At 25.7% G+C, this 22,134-nt stretch carries 16 protein-coding genes and 2 other RNA genes; 12 read left to right on the forward strand and 6 right to left on the reverse strand.

Annotated elements, in window-relative coordinates:
- Positions 1-215 precede the first annotated feature (215 nt).
- On the reverse strand, positions 216-1,007 hold the full coding sequence (locus KYD98_RS04555) for an SDR family NAD(P)-dependent oxidoreductase (RefSeq protein WP_219778417.1): 792 nt from the start codon (positions 1,005-1,007) through the stop codon (positions 216-218).
- Between the two features lie 405 nt (positions 1,008-1,412).
- Here KYD98_RS04555 and KYD98_RS18375 point away from each other — a divergent pair, with 405 nt between their 5' ends.
- The 11 genes from KYD98_RS18375 (at position 1,413) to KYD98_RS04610 (ending at position 17,194) form a co-directional block, all read left to right on the forward strand.
- The gene (locus KYD98_RS18375) at positions 1,413-2,378 is read left to right on the forward strand and encodes a helix-turn-helix domain-containing protein (protein ID WP_219778418.1); all 966 of its coding nucleotides are present in this window, start codon (positions 1,413-1,415) and stop codon (positions 2,376-2,378) included.
- Between the two features lie 245 nt (positions 2,379-2,623).
- A complete protein-coding gene (locus KYD98_RS04565) occupies positions 2,624-4,438 on the forward strand; it encodes an ABC transporter ATP-binding protein (protein ID WP_219778419.1) in 1,815 nt (604 codons plus the stop codon).
- The gene (locus KYD98_RS04570; RefSeq protein ID WP_219778420.1) at positions 4,431-6,179 is read left to right on the forward strand and encodes an ABC transporter ATP-binding protein; all 1,749 of its coding nucleotides are present in this window, start codon (positions 4,431-4,433) and stop codon (positions 6,177-6,179) included. The genes KYD98_RS04565 and KYD98_RS04570 overlap by 8 nt, the downstream gene beginning before the upstream one ends.
- A 160-nt stretch (positions 6,180-6,339) precedes the next feature.
- Positions 6,340-6,924: a DUF3990 domain-containing protein gene (locus KYD98_RS04575; RefSeq protein WP_219778421.1), complete on the forward strand. Its 585-nt coding sequence runs from the start codon at positions 6,340-6,342 to the stop codon at positions 6,922-6,924.
- Between the two features lie 2 nt (positions 6,925-6,926).
- The gene (locus KYD98_RS04580) at positions 6,927-7,364 is read left to right on the forward strand and encodes a hypothetical protein (RefSeq protein ID WP_219778422.1); all 438 of its coding nucleotides are present in this window, start codon (positions 6,927-6,929) and stop codon (positions 7,362-7,364) included.
- 77 nt (positions 7,365-7,441) lie between these two features.
- Positions 7,442-8,359, forward strand: coding sequence for a LacI family DNA-binding transcriptional regulator (locus tag KYD98_RS04585; RefSeq protein ID WP_219778423.1), 918 nt, complete (start codon positions 7,442-7,444; stop codon positions 8,357-8,359).
- Between the two features lie 353 nt (positions 8,360-8,712).
- A complete protein-coding gene (locus tag KYD98_RS04590) occupies positions 8,713-10,050 on the forward strand; it encodes a carbohydrate ABC transporter permease (RefSeq protein WP_219778424.1) in 1,338 nt (445 codons plus the stop codon).
- Between the two features lie 13 nt (positions 10,051-10,063).
- The gene (locus KYD98_RS04595; RefSeq protein ID WP_219778425.1) at positions 10,064-10,888 is read left to right on the forward strand and encodes a sugar ABC transporter permease; all 825 of its coding nucleotides are present in this window, start codon (positions 10,064-10,066) and stop codon (positions 10,886-10,888) included.
- 25 nt (positions 10,889-10,913) lie between these two features.
- Positions 10,914-12,191 (forward strand): sugar ABC transporter substrate-binding protein, encoded by a 1,278-nt coding sequence (locus tag KYD98_RS04600; RefSeq protein ID WP_219778426.1) that lies wholly within the window; start codon positions 10,914-10,916, stop codon positions 12,189-12,191.
- 85 nt (positions 12,192-12,276) lie between these two features.
- Positions 12,277-14,133: a glycoside hydrolase family 13 protein gene (locus tag KYD98_RS04605; RefSeq protein ID WP_219778427.1), complete on the forward strand. Its 1,857-nt coding sequence runs from the start codon at positions 12,277-12,279 to the stop codon at positions 14,131-14,133.
- A 565-nt stretch (positions 14,134-14,698) separates the two neighbouring features.
- Positions 14,699-17,194, forward strand: a complete 2,496-nt coding sequence (locus KYD98_RS04610; protein ID WP_219778428.1) for an MBL fold metallo-hydrolase — start codon at positions 14,699-14,701, stop codon at positions 17,192-17,194.
- A 145-nt stretch (positions 17,195-17,339) separates the two neighbouring features.
- On the opposite strand, the gene ssrS (KYD98_RS04615) is transcribed toward KYD98_RS04610, so the two are convergent.
- A non-coding RNA gene (ssrS, locus tag KYD98_RS04615) (6S RNA) lies at positions 17,340-17,530 on the reverse strand.
- Positions 17,531-17,902: 372 nt separating this feature from the next.
- Here ssrS (KYD98_RS04615) and KYD98_RS04620 point away from each other — a divergent pair.
- Positions 17,903-18,838, forward strand: a complete 936-nt coding sequence (locus tag KYD98_RS04620) for an exonuclease domain-containing protein (protein ID WP_219778429.1) — start codon at positions 17,903-17,905, stop codon at positions 18,836-18,838.
- 255 nt (positions 18,839-19,093) lie between these two features.
- On the opposite strand, the gene KYD98_RS04625 is transcribed toward KYD98_RS04620, so the two are convergent.
- The 4 genes from KYD98_RS04625 to KYD98_RS04640 form a co-directional block, all read right to left on the reverse strand.
- Positions 19,094-19,972: a metallophosphoesterase family protein gene (locus KYD98_RS04625; RefSeq protein WP_219778430.1), complete on the reverse strand. Its 879-nt coding sequence runs from the start codon at positions 19,970-19,972 to the stop codon at positions 19,094-19,096.
- Between the two features lie 44 nt (positions 19,973-20,016).
- Positions 20,017-20,517 carry a hypothetical protein gene (locus KYD98_RS04630; RefSeq protein ID WP_258049642.1) on the reverse strand — a complete coding sequence of 167 codons (501 nt, stop codon included), beginning with the start codon at positions 20,515-20,517 and terminating at the stop codon, positions 20,017-20,019.
- A gap of 281 nt (positions 20,518-20,798) precedes the next feature.
- A non-coding RNA gene (gene ssrS, locus KYD98_RS04635) (6S RNA) lies at positions 20,799-20,989 on the reverse strand.
- Positions 20,990-21,201: 212 nt separating this feature from the next.
- Positions 21,202-21,849, reverse strand: a complete 648-nt coding sequence (locus tag KYD98_RS04640) for a phosphoribosyltransferase (protein WP_219778432.1) — start codon at positions 21,847-21,849, stop codon at positions 21,202-21,204.
- Positions 21,850-22,134 lie beyond the last annotated feature (285 nt).

Genomic DNA, 22,134 nt, shown 5'->3' on the forward strand with positions numbered 1-22,134 from the left:
GTTCACTAGCTCAGTCGGTAGAGCACATGACTTTTAATCATGGTGTCCCGGGTTCGATTCCCGGGTGAGCCACCAAATTTTAAGCTTAAAGTAGAGATATAGATTTCTACTTTAAGCTTTTTTGATGTTAAGTATTATTAAACAAATAGAATAAAAAATAGGAAAATTTTATTATAATCTAAACTAAAAAATATTTTTTGGATAAAACATATCTATTATTTACCTAAAATTCTTTTAAATTGAATATATGTACCTTGAAAACAAGGCGAAACATACCTATCTTTAACTTTAAGGTCTTCAACAGATTTGATATATTCTTGAACAATAGAACTAGTATTTTTAACTTCAGTTAATTTAAAATATCTAAATTGCTTTCTTTCAAGAGAATTAACATTTGTTTTAAAGTAAGAAGATTTTTTCATCCAAGTAAATTGTTTTGATATATTTTTTTGATTAAATCCAGTTGCATAAGCACCTGGTTCTATTAAGGCTACATCTATATCAGCAGATTTTAATTCCTTAAGTTCTTCTTTTAAAGATGTAGCAATTGCTTCAATAGCAAATTTGGTAGCTGTATATGGTGAAAGAAATGGTAAAGTTATTCTTCCAACTAATGAAGATACAAAAACAATACGTCCAGAACCTCTTTTTATCATATTTTTAAGAACTCTTTGAGTTAATTCAATACTAGAAAACACATTAGTCTCAAATGTTTGTCTATATCTATTAACATCTATTTCACATACAGAGCCAGAATCACCAATAGCTGCATTATTTATTAATACATCTATAGATAAATCATCAACTAAACATCTATCATTATTAGAGAGAATATCTAATTTAAAACTTTTGAGTGGAAGATGATTTTTTTTAGATATTTTATTTAATTTTTCTGCTTGTTCTAAAGTATGAGTAGTTGCATATACATAATGTCCTTTAGAACTTAGTGCGATAGCTGCCTCTTTTCCAATACCTGTACCAGAACCTGTAATCAAAATTTTTTTCATATATTATTACCACCATTAATTTTATAATAATAGTAGTATAGACATATTTATGTAATTTTATTAATAATTTAGATAGTTGATTTATTAGTATATAAGAATACACCACTTAATGTTATTTGTAAATTTAACATTAAATGGTGTATTTTTATCTATTATATTGACAGATTATTACAACAGATATATACTAAAATTATCAATAAATAATGAAAATTATTATCAATAAATTGAACTTATTATGTTAAAAGATTGAATTTATAAATAAAAGGAGATATATAAATGAAAGATTTTAAAATGTAATCTTTATAATATTATTTGTTTTTGACTAGATTTATTGAAAATATAATTTGGATATAAAAACTATTTTAAATTTATTATATGTAATAATAAGAATTTAGATAGAAGTAGGTGATAATTATACAAGCTATTATAGAAAAATATAATTTTTTTAATTTGAACATGGAAATAAATAAAAGAACCAATTTAAAAACTATATGTAATATTAAATGTAGAGATGGATTTGGAGTTATGACATGTTATCATGTTTTCCCTGGAATAGATTTAATTTTCAATGATTTTCACTCTTATCATTGTGAAGAAGCCCATAATCTAAAAAGTGAGCTAATAGAAATTAATTATTGTCATAAAGGAAGATATGAAAGTATATTTGATGGTAAGAAATATGAATATTTAAAAGAAGGAGATTTATCATACAATATTGTTGGATCCAACTATGAATCAAGTGGATTTCCAATGGGATATTATGAAGGTTGTTCAATCTTAATAGATTATTCTATAGCAAAAAATTTTTTCTTATGTAATTATAATGATTTAAACATTGATTTGAGAAAAATGAAAAGATTATTATTTAACAATAATTGGTATTATATTGAAAAATCTAAACCTGAAATTGAAAATATTTTTAAAGATTTATATCATACACCATCAATTAATAAATTATATTTTTATAAATTAAAAGTTTTAGAGGTATTATTATTTTTAAGTAAATATAGAGATGTAAAAGATCAAGAAAAAACTTATTATTATACAAAAGAACAAGTTGATTTAATTAAGGATGTTAGAGATTCAATTTTTCAACATTATAATAAAAAAATGACAGTAAAAGAATTATCGAAAATTTATAATGTAAGTACAACCTTTTTGCAGAACGGATTTAAAGATATTTTAGGTAAAACAGTAGCAGAATATATTAGGGAATTTAGAATATATAAAGCTGCAAAAATGATAAAAGAGACCAATCAAAGTATTATGGAAATTGCATTATGTGTGGGATATGATAATCCAAGCAAGTTTGCCTCTGCATTTAAAAAAGTTATGGGAAGTACTCCACTTAAATATAGAAAAAATTTTTAATTCAAATGGATTATTTTATTTTTTTTGGAGTAGAGAATGAATAGATAGATTAGTAAAATATAAACTGTCTATAGGGATTCTAGATAATTCATATTTTATTATTAATTTATATTTTAAAAAGATGTTTATATAAATACAAACAACAAATATAACTTTAAAATGTAAGTTTTAATGATAAGCGAGAATTAAAAAAGAATATAAGTATCTATTTAAAATGTATAAGGTTATTAAAAGGAGAGGTGAATATGAAAGAAAAAGATGATGAAAAAATTAGTATATTTTCATTTGCAGGTAATTATAAATATTTAACAATATTAGGATGTATCCTGTCAGGTGTCAGTGCAATATTAGCACTTGTACCATATTTATATATATGGAAGGTAGTATATGAGATATTTATGGCATTTCCTAATATTAATAATGCGTCAAATGTTGCATATTATGGGTGGATGGCAGTAGCTTTTTCCGTTGGAGCAATTTTAATATATTTTATAGCTCTTATGTGTACTCATTTATCAGCTTTTCGTGTGGCAAGAAATATGAGAAGTCAAGCACTACATCATATAGTAAAATTACCACTTGGATATTTTACGGAGAATGGAAGTGGTAAGCTTCGTAGAATAATTGATGAAAGTTCAGGGCAAACAGAGACATTTTTAGCGCATCAATTACCAGATTTAATAGGTGCAATTGTAACTCCGATTGCTATGTTAGTACTTTTATTAGCATTTGATTGGAGGTTAGGTATAATTAGCTTAATTCCTATTCTTATATCATTTGTATTTTTAAGTAGAATGATGGGAGAAAAAATGAAATCAGCTATGGCAGAATATCAAAATGCATTAGAGGATATGAATAATGAAGCTGTAGAATATGTAAGAGGAATCCCCGTAGTTAAGACATTTGGACAAAGTATATTTTCATTTAAAAACTTTCATGATGCAATTATGAGATATACAAAATGGACAGTAAATTATACTGTATCACTTAGAATTCCTATGTGTAATTTCACTGTGGCTATTAATGGAATTTTTGCTTTTTTGATTCCAGCTGGTATTTTATTAATTGCAAGTGCAGTAGATTATAAAGCATTTTTATTAAACTTTATATTTTATATTATATTTACTCCAATTATTACAGTTATGATCAATCGTATAATGTTTATGGGAGAAAATACGATGATGGCTAAAGATGCAACCAAACGTGTTTGGAATATATTAAATGAAGAAATATTAAATGAAACAAAAGATCCACAAAAACCCAAAAAATCAACTATTGAATTCAATAATGTTTCTTTTACTTACAAAGATGCAACTAAGCCAGCAGTCAAGAATTTATCATTTAAGATAAATGAAGGATCAACAATAGCATTAGTTGGACCATCAGGAGGTGGTAAAACAACAGTTGCAAGTTTGATTCCAAGATTTTGGGATGTGAATACAGGAAGTATAACAATTGGTGGTGTAGATATAAGAAACATTGATACGAAATATTTAATGAATATGGTATCTTTTGTATTCCAAGAAACAAATTTATTTAAGGACAGCCTTTTTGAAAATATTAGATTATCAAAACCTAATGCTACAAGAGAAGAAGTGCTAAAGGCGGCAAAAGCAGCACAATGTGAAGAGATATTTGAAAAATTCCCGAATGGAATGGATACAATTGTTGGTACTAAAGGAGTATATTTATCAGGAGGAGAAGCTCAACGTATTGCTTTAGCAAGGGCAATTTTAAAAGATGCTCCAATTGTACTTCTTGATGAAGCAACAGCCTTTGCAGATCCGGAGAATGAATATCAAATACAACTTGCTTTTGAAAATTTAACAAAGGGTAAAACTGTACTTATGATTGCACATAGGTTATCAACAATACAAAATTCAGATTGCATTATGGTATTAAAAGATGGAGAAGCTATAGAGAAAGGTACTCATAGTGAGTTGATTAAAAATGATGAAACTTATGCTTCAATGTGGAAAGATTATCAAAGTTCTATTACTTGGAGAGTAGAAAACTCTTATGTTGAAAATAAGAGAGAGGAGGGAGCTTTGAATGGTTAATTATTTGAGATATAAATTTGCATTAAGTGAACAAGGGGCAAAGGATTTAATTAAGGCAAGCATTGCTTGTACTTTAACAAATATAAGTTTAATGTTTCCAATTGGAATTATATATATTCTTTTAAAGGAAATGATAGATCCTATATTAAATGGAGGAACTCCATCGTTTAATTTAGGAAAATATATAGTTCTTTCAATAGTAGTTTTAATTCTTATATTTGTATTTCAATATTTTCAATATAATAAAACATTTTTTGCTTCATATACAGAAAGTGCTAATAAGAGAATATCTTTGGCGGAACAATTAAGAAAATTACCTTTATCATTTTTTGGTAAAAAAGATTTATCAGATTTAACAACAACTATAATGGGAGATTGTGCAGGTCTTGAAACAGCTTTTTCTCATTATATTCCTGAATTAATAGGTGCTGTGTTATCTGTAATTATTGCTTCAATTGGTTTATTTGTTATGGACTATAAATTATCAATAGCACTTTTATGGGTTATACCAGTAGCATTTATAATTGTATGTATTGGTAAAGCGCAACAAGATAAGGTGAATAATATAAATAAACAAATAAAGCTTGATTATAATGATAATATTCAAGAATGTATTGAAACAATTCGTGAACTTAAAGCTAATAATAAAAGTGATAGTTATTTAAAAGAACTAGATAAAAAACTAAAAAAATCTGAAAGTATTCAAATTAAAGCAGAACTTAATACGGCAATGTTTGTTGTTTCAGCACAGATGCTTTTAAAGATTGGGATTGCAACAGTTGTATTAGTTGGAGGGATGAGTTTATTAAAAGGCGAGACGGATTTAATTACTTTTATTATGTTTTTAATTGCTGCATCTAGAATATTTGATCCACTTTCTACATCACTTATTAATCTTGCCGCTATATTTAGTACATTACTTCAAATAAAGCGTATGCAAGATATTGAAAGCCAAAAGATTCAAATAGGAACAGATAATGCAAAATATAGTGGATATGATATTTGCTTTAATAGTGTTGGATTTTCTTATAATGATGATGAACAAGTATTAAATGATGTATCATTTACAGCAAAGCAAGGAGAAATTACTGCATTAGTAGGTCCGAGTGGTGGTGGAAAAAGTACTGCAGCTAAATTAGCAGCAAGATTTTGGGATATTGATAAAGGTAAGATTACTTTAGGTGGTATTGATATTTCACAGGTCGATCCTGAATATTTGCTTAAAAATTATTCTATAGTATTTCAAGATGTAGTTTTGTTTAATAATACGGTTATGGAAAATATTCGTATAGGTAAAAGAAATGCTACAGATGAAGAGGTTATTAAAGCAGCTAAGGCTGCAAGATGTGAGGAATTCATATCTAAAATGCCACAAGGATATAAAACTATTATTGGTGAGAATGGTTGCACATTATCTGGAGGAGAAAGACAAAGATTATCTATTGCAAGAGCCTTATTAAAGGATGCACCAGTTGTATTACTTGATGAAGCAACAGCATCACTTGATGTAGAAAATGAGACAAAGATTCAAGAAGCAATTAGTGAACTTGTTAAAAATAAAACTGTTCTTGTTATTGCTCATAGAATGAGGACAGTAGCAGGAGCTGATAAGATTGTGGTCTTAAGTGATGGACATGTAGCAGAAATGGGATCGCCAAAAGAATTATTAAATAATGATGGAATTTATGCTAATATGGTAAGGTTACAAAAGAAAAGTAGTAAATGGAAGTTGATTAAATAAATATAAATAGTTGTTTTAATAGATTAAAGCACTTACCTAGGTAGGTGCTTTTGTGTTACCATTTTAAATTATAAAATATGATAGGTAATATATATAAACCTTATGTTATAATATTTATATAAAATTTGATTATAACTTTGATATTAAAGGAGAAAAATAAATGATTGTATATCATGGTAGTGAAAAAAAGATAGAAAGACCTATTAATAAAGGAAGTAGAAAAGGAACAGATTTTGGTTCGGGATTTTATTGCACAAAAAGTTTATTAATGGCAAAATCATGGTGTGCTCTTAGAAATGGACAGTATGTAAATAAATATGATTTAAATTTAACGAATTTAAAAGTTAAGGAGTACAATTTAGATTTAGAGTGGTTAATATTTGTTTGTTATAATAGATCAAACATAGATATAAGTATTAAAAATCAAGATTATGATGTGATTATAGGACCAACTGCAGATGATAAACTATATAGAACAGTGCAAAATTTTTTAGATAATGTATATAGCGTTGATGAAACATTAAATATATTAAATTGTATGAAAATTGATAAGCAAATAAATTTAGTGTCTAAAAAAGCATTAGAAAATCTTAAATTCTTAGGTGTAGTTGAATTGACATTAAAAGAGATATTTAATATAAAAGAAAATGAAATGTTAAATTTAAGTACATTAAATAATAAGGTATTTAATGCTAGAAGAACTTCAAATAAAGATGTTTATTATATTGATTTACAGGAGAAATGATTATGTGGAATATATTAAATAAAAATAGATGTGAAACAATGGCAGATATTTTTAAGGATAGTATTAAATTTGAAAAAGAATGGTTAGATGCTATTATAAAAATATTATCTTCAGATTATAAAGATTCATTAGAGGCAGGGGATTTACTTTGTTTATCAAGGGGTAGCTTATACTATATTTCTTGGATAGAGGAAAAAAATAAAATAGAAACAAGAAGATATAATGAAAAAGAAAAAAAGTATTATATGGAAGCAATGGAATGGATAGGCTATTTATTTCAAAGTTGGTATGAAGATTTTGGAATAACGGGAAAAGATTTGGTGAATGAATTAAGTGAAAAAGATTATTACTGGCTTATTGATAATTGGATTGTCCTCCATACACAAGACACAAAATATGTTTTAGAAGAAATGAAGAAAACTAGAAATTTAGAGTTTTAGTATGAAAGTATATTAAATAGTGTATTAGAGTATATAAATGGTATTCATGAAAATAATTATTTAGAAGGAGGCTTTGCATGACTAGTAGGAAAATAACATTAAAAGATATTGCAAAAGAAGCAAATGTTTCACCAGCTACAGTATCTTATGTTTTAAATTATTCAGAAAAAGAAAAAATAAGTCATGAAACAAGATTAAAGGTGTTTGAAGCTGCTAGAAAGTTAAATTATATTCCTAATATGACAGCACGTTCTTTAGCAAGTCAAAGAAGCTATTTAATAGGAGTAATTATTAATTTAAGTGAAAAAAATAGAAAGAGTAAGACTTATCAACAATATAGTTTAGTAAAAGAGATTCAAAAGAGACTTTATTCGATAGGATATGATTTGATTTTTTTACCAACAAAGGAGCTTCAAAAAGATATTCAAATTAGTCAGAAAAGATGTTTAGATGCAGTTTTTATCATAGATATGTCTTCAAATCAGCTAAAAGAGATAGTAAATCATTTTTATGTTCCGGTTATTTTTATTGATAGTTATTTGGAGGATCCTATTTTTTATAAGGTGTTAACAGATTATGAAGCTATATTTAATATGTTAAGTGATAGCTTAGAGGAAGATTTTTATGTAGTGATAGAAGATTATTCTAATGATGAACTTCTTAAAATTGTAAGAAAAAAAGTATTAGAAAAAAATATTTTTATTAATAAATTTGATAATGATTTAATTCAGTTTCTACATAAACATCAAAAGAAAAAAGGGATAATATTTGGAGAAATATTGGGCATGCAGGCAGAAAGAATTGTAGATAATAGAAATTTAGTTGTGGTAATAAACTCGGAAAATGATGTAATGCTTTTGCCAGATACTAAAAGAATTATAGTTAGTAATAAAGAAAAAGCTAAAAAAGCAGTTGAAATTATGGAGAAATTGATCAATTTAGAAAATAATGGAAATATTAAAAAAACATCATATATAAAACCGATAGAGTATTAATTAATGTATATTTGCAAGGTGTAAATAAGAATTTACACTTTTTGTTTTGTGAAAAGTTGTAAATTATTTTAACTTAATAAAAAGTATAGTTTAGAGGTGAAAAAAGATATTTTACTTAAAAAATTAAGTAGAATATCTTTTTTTATATTAAATTTTAAATATAAAAAAAGATATGGAAAAAATGTCATTTAAAAAACACTAGTCATAAAAGGCTGAAATATAAAGGGTTAAGAAGAAATGTAAATAAAAAAGTATATAAAGATAACGATTGCATTGACAAATAAATATAGGGTTGCTATAATAAATTTAACTTAAACGATTAAGTAAACACTGAATGGAAGGAAGAAGAAAGTATGAAAGGTAAAAAGTCACTTCTATTATCTTGCTTTTTATGGGGAAGTGGGCAATTTTTTATTTGCAAACAAAAAATAAAGGGGTTAATATTCTTTGTTATGCAACTACTGTTTATAGGAATTGAATTATATAGTGGGTTTTGGATTGAATGGGGACAAGGATTAGTACCTAATTTTACTATTAGATTACATGGAGGTTTTTTTACCAAAGGAATATGGGGGCTAATAACACTTGGAAAAAAGGTGGGTGGAAAATATGGAGATCATTCATCTATGTTATTAATTAATGGTGTTATAGCAAGTATATTAATTGTAATATTTCTTTTAATTTATATATGGAATTTAAAAGATGCCTATAACACAGGTAAAAATATTGATAAAACTAAAAAATATATAACATCTAAAGAGTTTTTTAAAAATTTATATAATACAAAATTTCCATATATTATACTAACCCCAATTGCTATAGTGTTTATATTTATAGTAGTTATGCCAATACTATTTTCAATCTTAACAGCATTTTTAAATTATAATAGAGATCATCTTCCACCGGGTAATTTATTAAGTTGGGTGGGATTTGAAAATTTCAAAAAATTATTTACTGTTCCAATATGGTCAAAAACATTTTTTAAGGTTTTAATTTGGAATATAATATGGACATTTGTGTCAACCTTTTCAAGTTATTTTTTAGGCGTGTTTCAAGCATTAATATTGAATAGTAAATCAATCAAATATAAAAAAGTATTTCGTACAATTTTAATTTTACCATGGGCAATACCACCTATTATTTCACTTATGGTATTTAGAAATTTATTAAATGGACAATTTGGACCTATAAATGAGATCTTAATCAATATGGGAATTATTTCAGATAAGATACCATTTTTATCAGATCCAACACTAGCAAAAATAATGGTTATAGTAGTTAATTTATGGGTTAGTTTTCCAATGTTTATGGTTATGATATTAGGAGTTATATCTAATATAGATCATAGTATTTATGATGCTGCAGCTATAGATGGTGCAAGTAAAATACAAGTATTTAAGAAAATTACTATGCCACTTATATTTCTTGCAACAACTCCAAATCTTATTATGAGTTTGGCTGGAAATTTTAATGCTTTTGGTGCAATTTATTTCTTAACACAAGGTGGTCCACTGAATTCTGAACTTCAATTTGCTGGAGATACAGATATTTTAATTTCTTGGATATATAAATTAACATTAAATCAACAAATGTATAATATGGCAGCTGTTATGAGTGTATTAATTTTTATATTAATTGGTGGATTTTCTTTTTGGAAATTTAAAAATACTGTAACATTTAAAGAACTATAGGGGGAATGCAGTTATGAAGAAAAAGATTACAACAGTGCTTTTACATTTGGAATTAATAATTATGTCGCTTTTGATATTAATTCCTGTATTTTGGATTGTTAAGTCTTCATTTAATAAAGATGGTGGACTTTCATCAGCATCGTTAATGCAAACTGAATTTACATTAAATAATTATAAGAGATTATTTTCAGAAACAAATTATGCATTATGGTTTTATAATACTTTAAAAATAGCAATTATTAGTTCAGTAGTGTCTGTAATATTAATATTAATAACTGCTTGGATTATATCAAGGTTTAACTTTAGAGGAAAGAAACAAGGTTTATTAACTATTATGATTTTATCAATGTTTCCAACTTTCTTATCTATGACAGCTATATATACTTTATTTTTATCATTAGGTTTGATTGGAAAACCTATATCATTGATTTTGGTATATTCTATTGGTGCTATTCCTTATAATACATGGCTTGTAAAAGGATATTTAGAGGGAATACCAATGTCAATAGATGAGGCTGCATATATAGATGGATGTTCTAAGATTAAAACCTTTTTTAAAATAATACTTCCAATGTCTAAGCCAATTATAACTTATTGTGCAGTATCACAATTTATGTTCCCTTGGATGGATTATATTCTACCAAATATTTTATTATCTAATGATAATACAAGAACGGTAGCAATTGGATTATTTGCTTTAATTAATGGAAAAGAAAGTATTAATTTTACAATGTTTGCAGCAGGATCAGTATTAATAGCTATACCAATTACTATTGTATTTATTATTTTTCAAAGATACTTAGTACAAGGGGTTACAGCAGGAGCTGATAAAGGTTAAGTTTAATAAGTAGTGGAGGAGAATTATGGGAAATAAAATAAAATTAATATTTTTACCATTTTTGATAGTTACATTAATGTTTTCTTTAATATCATGTAGAAATAGAGAAATACCTTTTGATGACGATGATTCACAATTAGAAGAAACATCAGAATTAAAACCAGAAAAAGGTGCAGAATTAGTATATTGGACAGATGATTTAGATTTTGGACAAGCAATAGCTAAGTCTTTTGAAGAAAGATATAAAGTAAAAGTTAATGTTCAAAAGGTTGGATTAGATTCAATGGATAAGATGATGCTAGATGGACCAACAGGTAATGGAGCAGATGTATTTATGGCTGCTAACGATAACTTTTCTAAAGGAAAAGATTCTGGAATTTTTGCTAAGATTAAACCATCAGTAAAAAAACAAGTAGAAGAAGTAACTAATGAAACAGCTTTAAAGACTGTTACTAGTGATGGTCAATTATATGGAATACCAGTTTCAATTGAAAGCTATGCTTTATTATATAACAAAGATTTAGTGAAGGGGAAACCAGCTGAAACATTTGAGCAAATTGAAAAAGAAGCTAATAAGTATAACGATAAAAATAATAATAAATTTTGGTTTTTAACTATTGCTACTGATGGTTATTCAGCTTATCCATTTTTGAGTGTAGATGGATTTAGATTATTTGGAGAAGATGGTAATGATGGAGATCATCCAGGTTTTAATACTAAAGAGTTTGAACAAGGCTTAGAAGCTATATCTAAACTTAAAAACATTATTCCAATTGATTCAGAGGATTTAAAATTACAAGCAAGTACTTTTTTAGAACAGAATTTTAAAAATGGAAAAACAGCCTATTATCCAATAGGGCCAAATGCGATAAAAGAATTAAAGAAATCAGGGGTTAATTTTGGAATTACTAAGTTACCAACTTATAAAGGAAAAGCAATGAGAGCATTTAGTGTTGTACAAAATGCACATGTTTCAGCTTATACAAAATATCCAAATGCATCACAACTTTTTGCACAGTATTTAGTTTCTAAAGAATCAGCAAGTCTTTTATATAGCAAAGCATATAAAATAACTTCAAGAAAAGATACATCAAATATAGATGGTATTAAAGATGATGAATATATGAAAGTATATGCAGATCAATTTAATAATACAGATCCAATACCTTCAACAAAAAGAATATCATATTTTTGGACAATAATGGAAAGTACATTAGGAGCAGTATTTGATGGAAATATAACGCCTAAGGAAGCAACAAAAAAAATACAAAAAGATTTTGATGCACTTGTACAAAGCGAGTAATTTTTGGAATTTTTACAGCAACTTGATTTAGTTTAAAAGTTTTTAATAATAAATAGTTATTTAAAGTAATTTTAGGAGGAATAACATGAACTTATCTTCAATAATACATGAGCCTAAAAGCTCATATTGTTATGCGTATAATAATGATACTATTCATATACGTTTAAAAACTGCAAAAAATGAAATGAAAAAAGTATTACTTTTAGCTGTGGACCCATTTAATTGGGTTCCAAAGAAAGATAACCCTGCAATATATGAATTTGAAATAGATTCTATTTTGAAAAATAAAATGGAGAAAGAGCAAGTTACAGAATTATATGATTGCTGGTTTATAGAAATAAAAGGAATTGAATGGAGAAGGCTTAAATATTGCTTTATTGTAGAAAATAATGATGAAAAATTTATTATTGGAAGTCATGATAGGATTAGGTATGAAGGAAATACAAAAGAACTTTATGATTTAAGTAATTATTTTAATTATCCATATATAAATGAAGAAGATTTATATATATGCCCAGAATGGGTTTCAGAAACAGTATGGTATCAAATTTTCCCAGAAAGATTTGCTAAAGGAAAAACTAATAGTAAAAAAGATTTTATTCCATGGGGAAACAATGAGATAGATGGTGCTGATAAGAAATTTGGTGGAAATCTTAATGGAGTAATAGATAAATTAGATTATATTAAAGAATTTGGATTTACTGGAATCTATTTTAATCCTATTTTTGAATCACCAAGTTCTCATAAATATGATACAACTAATTATTATAAAATAGATCCTGAATTTGGAGATAATGAAACATTTAAAATATTAGTAGAAGAGGCTCATAAAAGAGGAATAAAGGTAATGCTAGATGGAGTCTTTAATCATTGCGGATTTCTTCATCCTTTTTGGCAAGATGTTTGTAAAAATGGAATAAATTCTAAGTATTATGATTGCTTTTATATTTTAGATCCGTCAAAGTCAATAGTTCAAGGGGACTTGAAAAATGGATTACCAGAAGAATGTTCCAAAGAAAAATTAAATTATCGTACATTTGCTTTTACTCAAAGTATGCCAAAGTGGAACACTAAAAATAAAATAGTAAGAGATTATTTAATTGATGTAGGATGTTATTGGGTTAAAAATTATAATATAGATGGATGGAGATTAGATGTTTCAAATGAAGTTTCACATGATTTTTGGAGAGAATTTAGAAAAAAGATAAGAAGTATAAATGAAGATATATATATATTAGGAGAAAATTGGGATAATTCTTATCCTTGGCTTCAAGGTGATCAATTTGATGCGGTTATGAATTATGAATTTACAAGGCCAGTTTGGAATTTTTTTAGAGATGACAGTAATAAAGAAACTAAATACGATTTAGAAAAGTTTAAATCTTCTATTAGTAAGCTTTTAACTGATTATCCAAAGAATATAACTAAAAATATGTTTAATTTATTAGATAGTCATGATACAGCAAGAATTTTTAATATTGTAGGAAAAAATACTGAAATTGCAAAGTTAGCGTATGTTTTTATGATGACTTTTCCAGGATGTCCATGCATTTATTATGGAAGTGAAATTGGATTAGATGGTGATGAGCATTCTAATCGTAAATGTATGATTTGGGATGAAAGTAAACATAATAAAGAGTTATTTACTACTATAAAAAAATTAATTAACCTTAGAAAAAAATATAAGTCTTTTAATACAGAAAATATGAAGTGGATTAATATGAAAGAAAATTTGAATATTATTTTGTATAAGAAGTCAACAGAGAAAGAAATTTTATATGTGGTACTTAATAATTCATCTAATGAAGCTAATTTATCATTACCTGATGAAATAAAACAAACAAAATATATAAATTGTTATTCGGATGAGATATTAGAATTACAACAAAAATTATTGCTAAAGCCATATGAATTTAAATTACTGTTAAAAATAAAAAGATAGTAATATATCAAGGGGTAGTTTATACTATATTTCTTGGATAGAGGAAAAAATAAAATAGAAACAAGAAAATATAAAATTATTAGAAAAATATTAAAGCACTTACTTTGAGATGCTCTTTTTATAGTAGATAGTTAGAGTAATAAAACTGTAACTATCTAGGGAGGATATCTTAGGTAGGTGCTTTTGTGTTACCATTTAAAATTATAAAATATGATAGGTAATATATCTATAAACCTTATGTTATAATATTTATATAAAATTTGATTATAAATTTGGATATTAAAATATATAGTAAGACAATTTAAAAATGAATTAGTTGATAAACCTTTTGCAGGGAAATTAATATTAGAATTTTTGGAATATATATTTAAACCATATGCAAATGAAATATTAGAAGCTAAAGGAACTGACTATAGAGATATAATAAAATGGATATGGATAAGCATATTTTAAAAGAGTTTTTTAAAAGATATTATTATATTTAGAGAGTTAGTTGAGGTTAAAAAATAATAGGGATTTCAAAATCTTTAATTTTATAGTTTATAAAAGAAAGGAAAATGAAAATATGAAGTTGGATTTTTTAGGTGGAGCGTTAGAAGTTGGAGGAAGTTCTATATTATTAAAGATTAATAATAAAAATATACTTTTGGATGCTGGTATTAGACAAAATGCAAATAAAGACAGTATTCCTAATTTCAGGACAATTCAAGATAATGGAGGATTAGATGCTATTATTATAAGTCATGCTCATTTAGATCATATAGGATGTTTACCACTTATAAGTAATGAATATCCTAATGCTAAAATTTTTATGAATAACATGACTAAAGATTTGGTAAGGGTATTATTATATGATAGTTTAAAAATAATGAATAATAGAGAAAGTGAGATACCACTATATAGTGAAAAAGATGTTAAATTTACGCTAGATAGAATTTTTACTATAAACTACTTAGTTAGGTTTCCTATATTTGAGGATTTACATCTTACTTTTTATAATGCTGGACATATTGCAGGTGCAAGTTGTATTTATCTTGAAAGTAGAGAAGGGGCAATGTTTTATTCGGGAGATTTTTCTGTTTTTTCTCAGAAAACTGTTGAAGGTGCAAAACTTCCAAAACTTAGACCAGATGTTGCAATTTTAGAGTCTACTTATGGAGATAAACTTCACTCTAATCGTGAAGTTGAAGAAAAAGCTTTAATAAATATTGTTAATGAATGTATAGAAAATAATGGTAAAATGATAATTCCAGCTTTTGCTTTAGGAAGGGCTCAAGAGGTTATATTAATTTTAAAGAGTGCTATGAATAAAGGAAGTTTAAAAAAAGTAAAAGTATATGTAGATGGAATGGTTAGAGATATAAATAGAGTTTATAAAAATAATCCATTATATTTAAAGAATTCTTTAGGCAAAAAAATATTAAAAGGAATTGAACCTTTTTATGATGAAAATATTATAGAAGTAAAATTAAATGATAATAGAGAAGAAATATTATCAAAAAAAGAGCCTGTAGTAATAATTTCAAGTTCAGGTATGATTACAGGTGGACCCAGTGCTTTCTATGCAGAAAAAATAGCGACTATGGAAAATGGATATATAGTTATTACAGGATACCAAGATGAAGAATCGCCAGGAAAGAAAATTTTAGACTTAGCTAACGAAGAGGAAGAAGAAAGATATTTAAGTATTAATAATTTAAATATACCTGTAAAATGTACAGTTAAAAAAGTGGGTTTATCTGCACATGCTGATAAAAGCGAAATAAAAGGACTTATTGATAGGATATCACCAAGAAATATATTTTTGGTACATGGAAATGAAGAGGTTATAAAAACATTAGCAACAGAGGTATCACGTGATTTTATAGGAAGAACTTTTACACCAGAGTGTGGGGAGAGTATTAAAGTAAACATTAATAATCCTAGAAAACAATTAACAAAAAAAATTCCGTATTTAATGAATAAAGAAAGTAGAATTTCTAAAGAAAATATTAAAGAATTATGGGATTTTATTTCTAAAATTTATGAGGATAGATTGTTTACAATAGAAGAATTATTATATTTATGGAAAGGTAAAGTATCTTTTGATAATGAAGAAATAATTTATTTAAAAAATATAATTATAGATACTGTATATTTTGAAAGTGATAATAGAAGATTATTTTTATTTAAAGCTAAAAAAGAAGAAGATATATTAGAATCCTTAAAGCCAAAGCAAATCAATCAACAAATATTAATTGAAAAAGTAGAAGAGATTTTTAAAGAGTTTGAATATAGGAAGATAAGTATATTACTTCAAAATAAAGAAGTTATTTTAAATTTTGATTTTCCACAAGGGGTTGATAAATCTATAAAAGGATTAATGAAGAATTTTGAAGATGAAACATCATGGAAAATTAATATAAATGAAAAGATAAATAATGGTTCTGCAGAAATACTTATTAAAAAGTCGATTAATCCAAACTATATAAAAAAGATATCTTTTTATCCTGATAAATTTTATGTTGAAGTTTTTTTAAACTGCAAAAATATGTATGGAAAAGAAATATGTGATGATTTTCAAGAAAAAACAGGTTGGAAGCTTCTTATAACAGAAGAGGGAGAGAAAAGTGAAGTAGAAGATAAAAATAAAGTTTATTTTCAAGTTTCTGATTGCCCAATGATGGAACAAAATAATGCATTGCAAGCTATTGATAAAGCATTCGAAGAAGAAATACATAAACCATATAAAAAATGTATAAAAAATAACGAGAATGGAAAATATTTGGAACTTGTATTTATATCACCTAAAATTGGAGAAAAATTTTCAGAAAAATTAGGACATTTATCTAAGGAAACAGGATGGACAATAGCTTTATCAGATAAGGTTAATCAAGCAGAAATTATTAATATTTTAAAATTACTTTGTGATAAATATGATATAAAATTAAAAAAGAATCCATCATATCTTGGAAATATGAACTTTTTGATAACATTAACTGAAGAAATAGAAAATTTTAAAAAGTTAAAAGAAGAATTTGAAAAAGTTTCAGGATGTGTTTTAAATTTAAAATATAATTAATTTATTTTAAATTAGAGTTTGCCTATAAATAAATTTTAGCTAAATTAAGAATATATATGTTAAAATTTAAATCTTAAATAAAATAACATATAACTTAAAAAGCCAATGCTTAGTATTATTAAGCATTGGCTTGAATTTTTTAAAATTTATATCCAAAATACCGATACTCTAATTTTGACACCTATCTCTCGATAGGTGGGTGTTCTCACAGATATTTCAATCATCTTCAATGCCGTAAAAGGACTCACTTGAAAGTACATTTCCGTATCTAAATATTGAACTCCCGAAACTTAGCTGTAGGTTCAAAATAAGAGCCAGCGAATATTCTAGAATGTGTGAAGAAAACTATTTGTAAAACAGTTACTCTTTGTTGTGAGATTATAATAACATATTTAAATTCTATATACAAGAGATATATAGGTGGTAATTTAAAGGCGAAATTCATAATTTATTTATTAAATTGGATAGATTTTTAATAATAATCTATATGTTTACATTAAGTTGTAATTTGTAAGATATTATTTATATTTTAGGCTATGTTTTAAATAGATATTGAAGATCCTATATATTATACTTAAGTCATACATACAGATTTGAAGATAGTATTAAGGAAATAATGATATAATTAACATATAAGTAACTATTACAAAAACTATAAAAATTATTTTTTATAGTTAGAGAGGATTTGAGGAAAGAGGTAAAAAAAGAATGAATTTCGTAGCAATAGATTTTGAAACTGCAAATGAAAAAAGAAATAGTCCATGCTCTATAGGACTTGTTGTTGTAAAAAATGGTGAGATTATAGAAAAAGTACATCATTTAATAAAACCTAAAGAAATGAGATTTATGCCAATAAATATTGGAATTCATGGAATAAGACCACGTACGGTTGAGAATGAATTAGAATTTGATAAAGTATGGGAAAAAATTAAGCATTATTTTAATGATAATTTAGTAATAGCCCATAATGCTTCATTTGATATGTCTGTATTAAGAAAAACTCTTGAACTCTATAATATAGAAACACCAAGTTTTGAATATATATGTACAATGAAACTTTCAAGAAATTTTTATAGTAATCTTGATAATGCAAGGCTTAATACAGTAAATAATTTTTTGGGATATCAATTTAAGCATCATGATGCTTTGGCAGATGCAATGGCATGTAGTAATATTTTATTAAATGTATCAGAAGAATTAAAGTCAAAGGATATTAATGAAATATCAAGATTAGCTGGAGTAACTTTAGGATATGTAAATGAAAGTGGATATAAGCCGTCTTCAACTAAAGGGAGAATTTTTGAAAGATCTAATAAACAACCTTCAAAACAGAATGGAAATATAATGGACAATCTTAATTTTACCGCGTTTAAAGACGAGGTTGTTGTATTTACAGGTGGATTAGCTTCTATGACAAGAGATGAAGCAACAAGATTAGTAAGAAAGCTTAGCGGTACTGTTGGAAGTTCTGTAACAAAGAAAACAACATGTTTAGTGACTAATACAAAGGATATAGAAGATTTACATAGAGAAGAAATGAGTAATAAGCTTAAAAAGGCAGTAGATTTAAAGAAAAAGGGACAAAATATAGAGTTTTTAAATGAAGAAGCATTTTTGAAAAGATGTAAAAAGAATGTGAGTTGAATTTTTAAACGTCATTTCAAAATGTATTTAATAATTTAGAATGAGTAATTTTTATAAATAACTTAAAAAGCCAATGCTTAATGACTTTAAGCATTGGCTTGAAATTTCTTAAATATATATAAAATATCGATACTCTGATTTTGCCACCTATCTCTTGATAGTTGGGTATTCTCACAGATATTTCAATCAATCTTAATGCCGTAAAAGGACTTATGTGAAAGTACATTTTTTTATTTATATATTTAACTCTAAAAATTAATAAGAAGTCTTGTCTATTTTAAATTCATCAAGTTTTTTACCTTTTGAGCTTATAGCACATACTTTTATAGAAGCTGAATATATATCTACGACTAGAAAATGATACACAGCAATAGGGGGTACTATAACTCCTTGTTTACTTTTATATTTATCACGAAGTTTTTCACCGCCACCGCCTGCAATTACTTGAATAACATCTTTTTTATAGGCAAACAATTCATTACTAAATGAATTGTTAATTATTCTTCTAGAATAATTATGTTCATGTCCAGAGAAAACTATATCTATATCATATTTATCAATTATTCTCCAAAAACAATCTCTATCTTCAGGATATAAATCAAGGCAGTGACCTAAATGAGCTCCTGTAGGAAATGCTGGTGAATGTACAAAAACAAATTTATTTTTCTTATATTCTGAGGCTTTTTCTTCAAACCACTTAAATTGTACTTTATCAATTTTGTGTGTTGATCCATAATGAAAGGCATTAAGTACTATAATTCTAGTATCATCAAAATCTATATAATAAACTGTTTTATTATATCCATCAAGAAATTCGCTAGGGTTTAAATCATTATAAACATTACTAAATATTTTTTCAAATTTATCATCTATTGGCTCTATATTAACTTCATGGTTACCTACTACAGGTATTAATGGTTTATCTGGATGATATTTTTCTATTAAGTTTCTTAATTGGTTTAATTGAAAGGTTAGTACTTCTTCTTTACAACTTCCAGCCACAGTATCTCCACACATTACAATAAATTCAGGTTCGGGATCTAATTTACATGTTTGGCTCATTATTTCTTTTAATACTTTTTCATTTATACCATTTTTTTTGCCTTTTGAGTCACCAAAAATTATAAATCTCATTTTTTTCTCCTCTCATAATAGTAATGGATTAATTTAATGATGATTTATTTAGAATATTTTAACCATTTAGTATAAATATCAGGTCTGTTAGTTTTTACAAAATCTAAGAATTGTTTTTTATAACCAAGCTTTTGTAAGCTTTTAATAATTAAATATGGATATATAGTTTTCTTTTTCAGAGCTCTAGCAGTATCGATGAGTCTTATTTCATCTGATGAACTTAGGAAAATATGAAATGGAGCTGCATCTAATCGAGAATAGCCTACTAAGTTCATAGCTTCATAAATTTCAATAATCTTATTTGAAATATTTTCAGTAAGGGAATGTGTTGATAAGTATTTATCTAACTCAATACCATCTATATATTCACGTATAATATAATCTTCACCAAACGAATAAAGTCTTGGAAAATGAGAATCTATTTGAGCCATAGCTAAAGTTTCTATTTCATCATGGCAAATTTGTTTTCTTTTAAAAATTTTTATACATTTATATGAGTCAATTTTGTATACCTTACCTTGAGTTCCAGCACCTAAAAATTCCAAGTGTTTTATATTGAATCCAGCATATAATTTAATAATAATCACCTGATCAAATAGTAATACAAGATTAATATATGACTAATAGCATTATTTTGATTTAATATATTTATATTTAATTTTTAATTAAAAACAAGATGAGATGTTTAAATAGACAAGAACAACATTTATATTATGTTAGATATGATGTTTATAGCAAGTTTAAAAGTATTGATTAATAAGTTAGAGTTTAAATAATTTAAAAAGCCAATGCTTAACATTATTAAGCATTGGCTTGAAATTTCTTAAATATATCCAAAATATCGATACTCTGATTTTGACACCTATCTCTCGATAGGTGGGTGTTCTCACAGATATTTCAATCAATTTCAATGCCATAACAGGACTTACTTGAAAGTACATTTCCATATCTAAATATTGAACTCCCGAAATTTAACTGTAGGTTCAAAATAAGAGCCAGCGAATATTCCAGAAAGTATAAAGAAAACTATTCGAAAAACAGTTACTCTTTGTTGTGAGACTATAATAACACATTTCAATTTTCTATACAAGGGATATATTAATGGTAATTTAAAGGCAAAATGTATAATTAATTTATTAAATTAAAAAAATATTTATTATAGAAATTATTCTTAAAATTATAACAGTTAAAAAATTTAGTGGAGATTTTTTAGAGTTATAGATTTGAAATTATTTATTACAACTATACTTTTTTAATTCATTTATTACATTAAAGATTTCTTCATCAGTAGTTTGTTCAAAATTTTCATAATATGAACCTACAGCATAAAAATCATATGGAATAAATAAACAGATAACTTCATCGACAATCTTTTCTAACATAGAAATTGTATTTTGCGGTGCTATTGGTATAGCTAATATGATTTTTTTTGCATCATGTTTTTTTATTGATTTTATAGCAGCTTGTATTGTAAAACCAGTTGCAATTCCATCATCTATAATTATTACTGTTTTGTTTTTTACATCAGGAAAGTTTTCATTACCTTTATATTTATTTAATTTTTTTTTAATTTCATCTATCTGTTGAAACATTTCATTTTGTATATATTCTTTAGAGATGTTTAACATATCTATATATCTTTCATCAAGAAGATATGTTCCGTCTAAAGATACAGCACCAATGGCAACTTCTTTATTATAAGGTAAACTAATTTTTCTTGGAATAATCAAATCCCATTCAAATTTGAATTTTTTAATAGTTTCATATGCTGTTATTATTCCACCTCTTGGAATAGCAAGAACTATAGGATTTTCATCCTTAAATTTTTTTAGATTTATAGAAAGTTGTTCTCCAGCATCTTTTCTATCTATAAACATATTATCAACTCTTTCTCTTAATATATAGATTAGTTTGATTTTAATTTATAAAATTATTCTAGAAATATTATTTTATGAATATGCAATAATGTATTTAAATAATTAATATGGATTATATAAAATAAATAAAGGAATGTCTCAAAAACATCTTTATTTACCATATTTAAACAAATGTTGATATTAAGTATAATGGCAAATTCTTCTGCCCATGAGCTTTATACTTAATATGAACTTTTTTATATAGTATATTGATTTTGAGACAATCCCTTTAAAATTAGAGTAAAT

The sequence above is a fragment of the Clostridium weizhouense genome, from assembly GCF_019431045.1.
Classification (GTDB): Bacteria; Bacillota; Clostridia; order Clostridiales; family Clostridiaceae; genus Clostridium; species Clostridium weizhouense.

Coding starts and splice junctions, on each gene's coding strand:
- KYD98_RS04555 (WP_219778417.1), bottom strand. CDS start 1,007: ATGAAAAAAATTTTGATTACAGGTTCTGGTACAGGTATTGGAAAAGAG.
- KYD98_RS04565 (WP_219778419.1), top strand. CDS start 2,624: ATGAAAGAAAAAGATGATGAAAAAATTAGTATATTTTCATTTGCAGGT.
- KYD98_RS04570 (WP_219778420.1), top strand. CDS start 4,431: ATGGTTAATTATTTGAGATATAAATTTGCATTAAGTGAACAAGGGGCA.
- KYD98_RS04575 (WP_219778421.1), top strand. CDS start 6,340: ATGATTGTATATCATGGTAGTGAAAAAAAGATAGAAAGACCTATTAAT.
- KYD98_RS04580 (WP_219778422.1), top strand. CDS start 6,927: ATGTGGAATATATTAAATAAAAATAGATGTGAAACAATGGCAGATATT.
- KYD98_RS04585 (WP_219778423.1), top strand. CDS start 7,442: ATGACTAGTAGGAAAATAACATTAAAAGATATTGCAAAAGAAGCAAAT.
- KYD98_RS04590 (WP_219778424.1), top strand. CDS start 8,713: ATGAAAGGTAAAAAGTCACTTCTATTATCTTGCTTTTTATGGGGAAGT.
- KYD98_RS04595 (WP_219778425.1), top strand. CDS start 10,064: ATGAAGAAAAAGATTACAACAGTGCTTTTACATTTGGAATTAATAATT.
- KYD98_RS04600 (WP_219778426.1), top strand. CDS start 10,914: ATGGGAAATAAAATAAAATTAATATTTTTACCATTTTTGATAGTTACA.
- KYD98_RS04605 (WP_219778427.1), top strand. CDS start 12,277: ATGAACTTATCTTCAATAATACATGAGCCTAAAAGCTCATATTGTTAT.
- KYD98_RS04610 (WP_219778428.1), top strand. CDS start 14,699: ATGAAGTTGGATTTTTTAGGTGGAGCGTTAGAAGTTGGAGGAAGTTCT.
- KYD98_RS04620 (WP_219778429.1), top strand. CDS start 17,903: ATGAATTTCGTAGCAATAGATTTTGAAACTGCAAATGAAAAAAGAAAT.
- KYD98_RS04625 (WP_219778430.1), bottom strand. CDS start 19,972: ATGAGATTTATAATTTTTGGTGACTCAAAAGGCAAAAAAAATGGTATA.
- KYD98_RS04640 (WP_219778432.1), bottom strand. CDS start 21,849: ATGTTTATAGATAGAAAAGATGCTGGAGAACAACTTTCTATAAATCTA.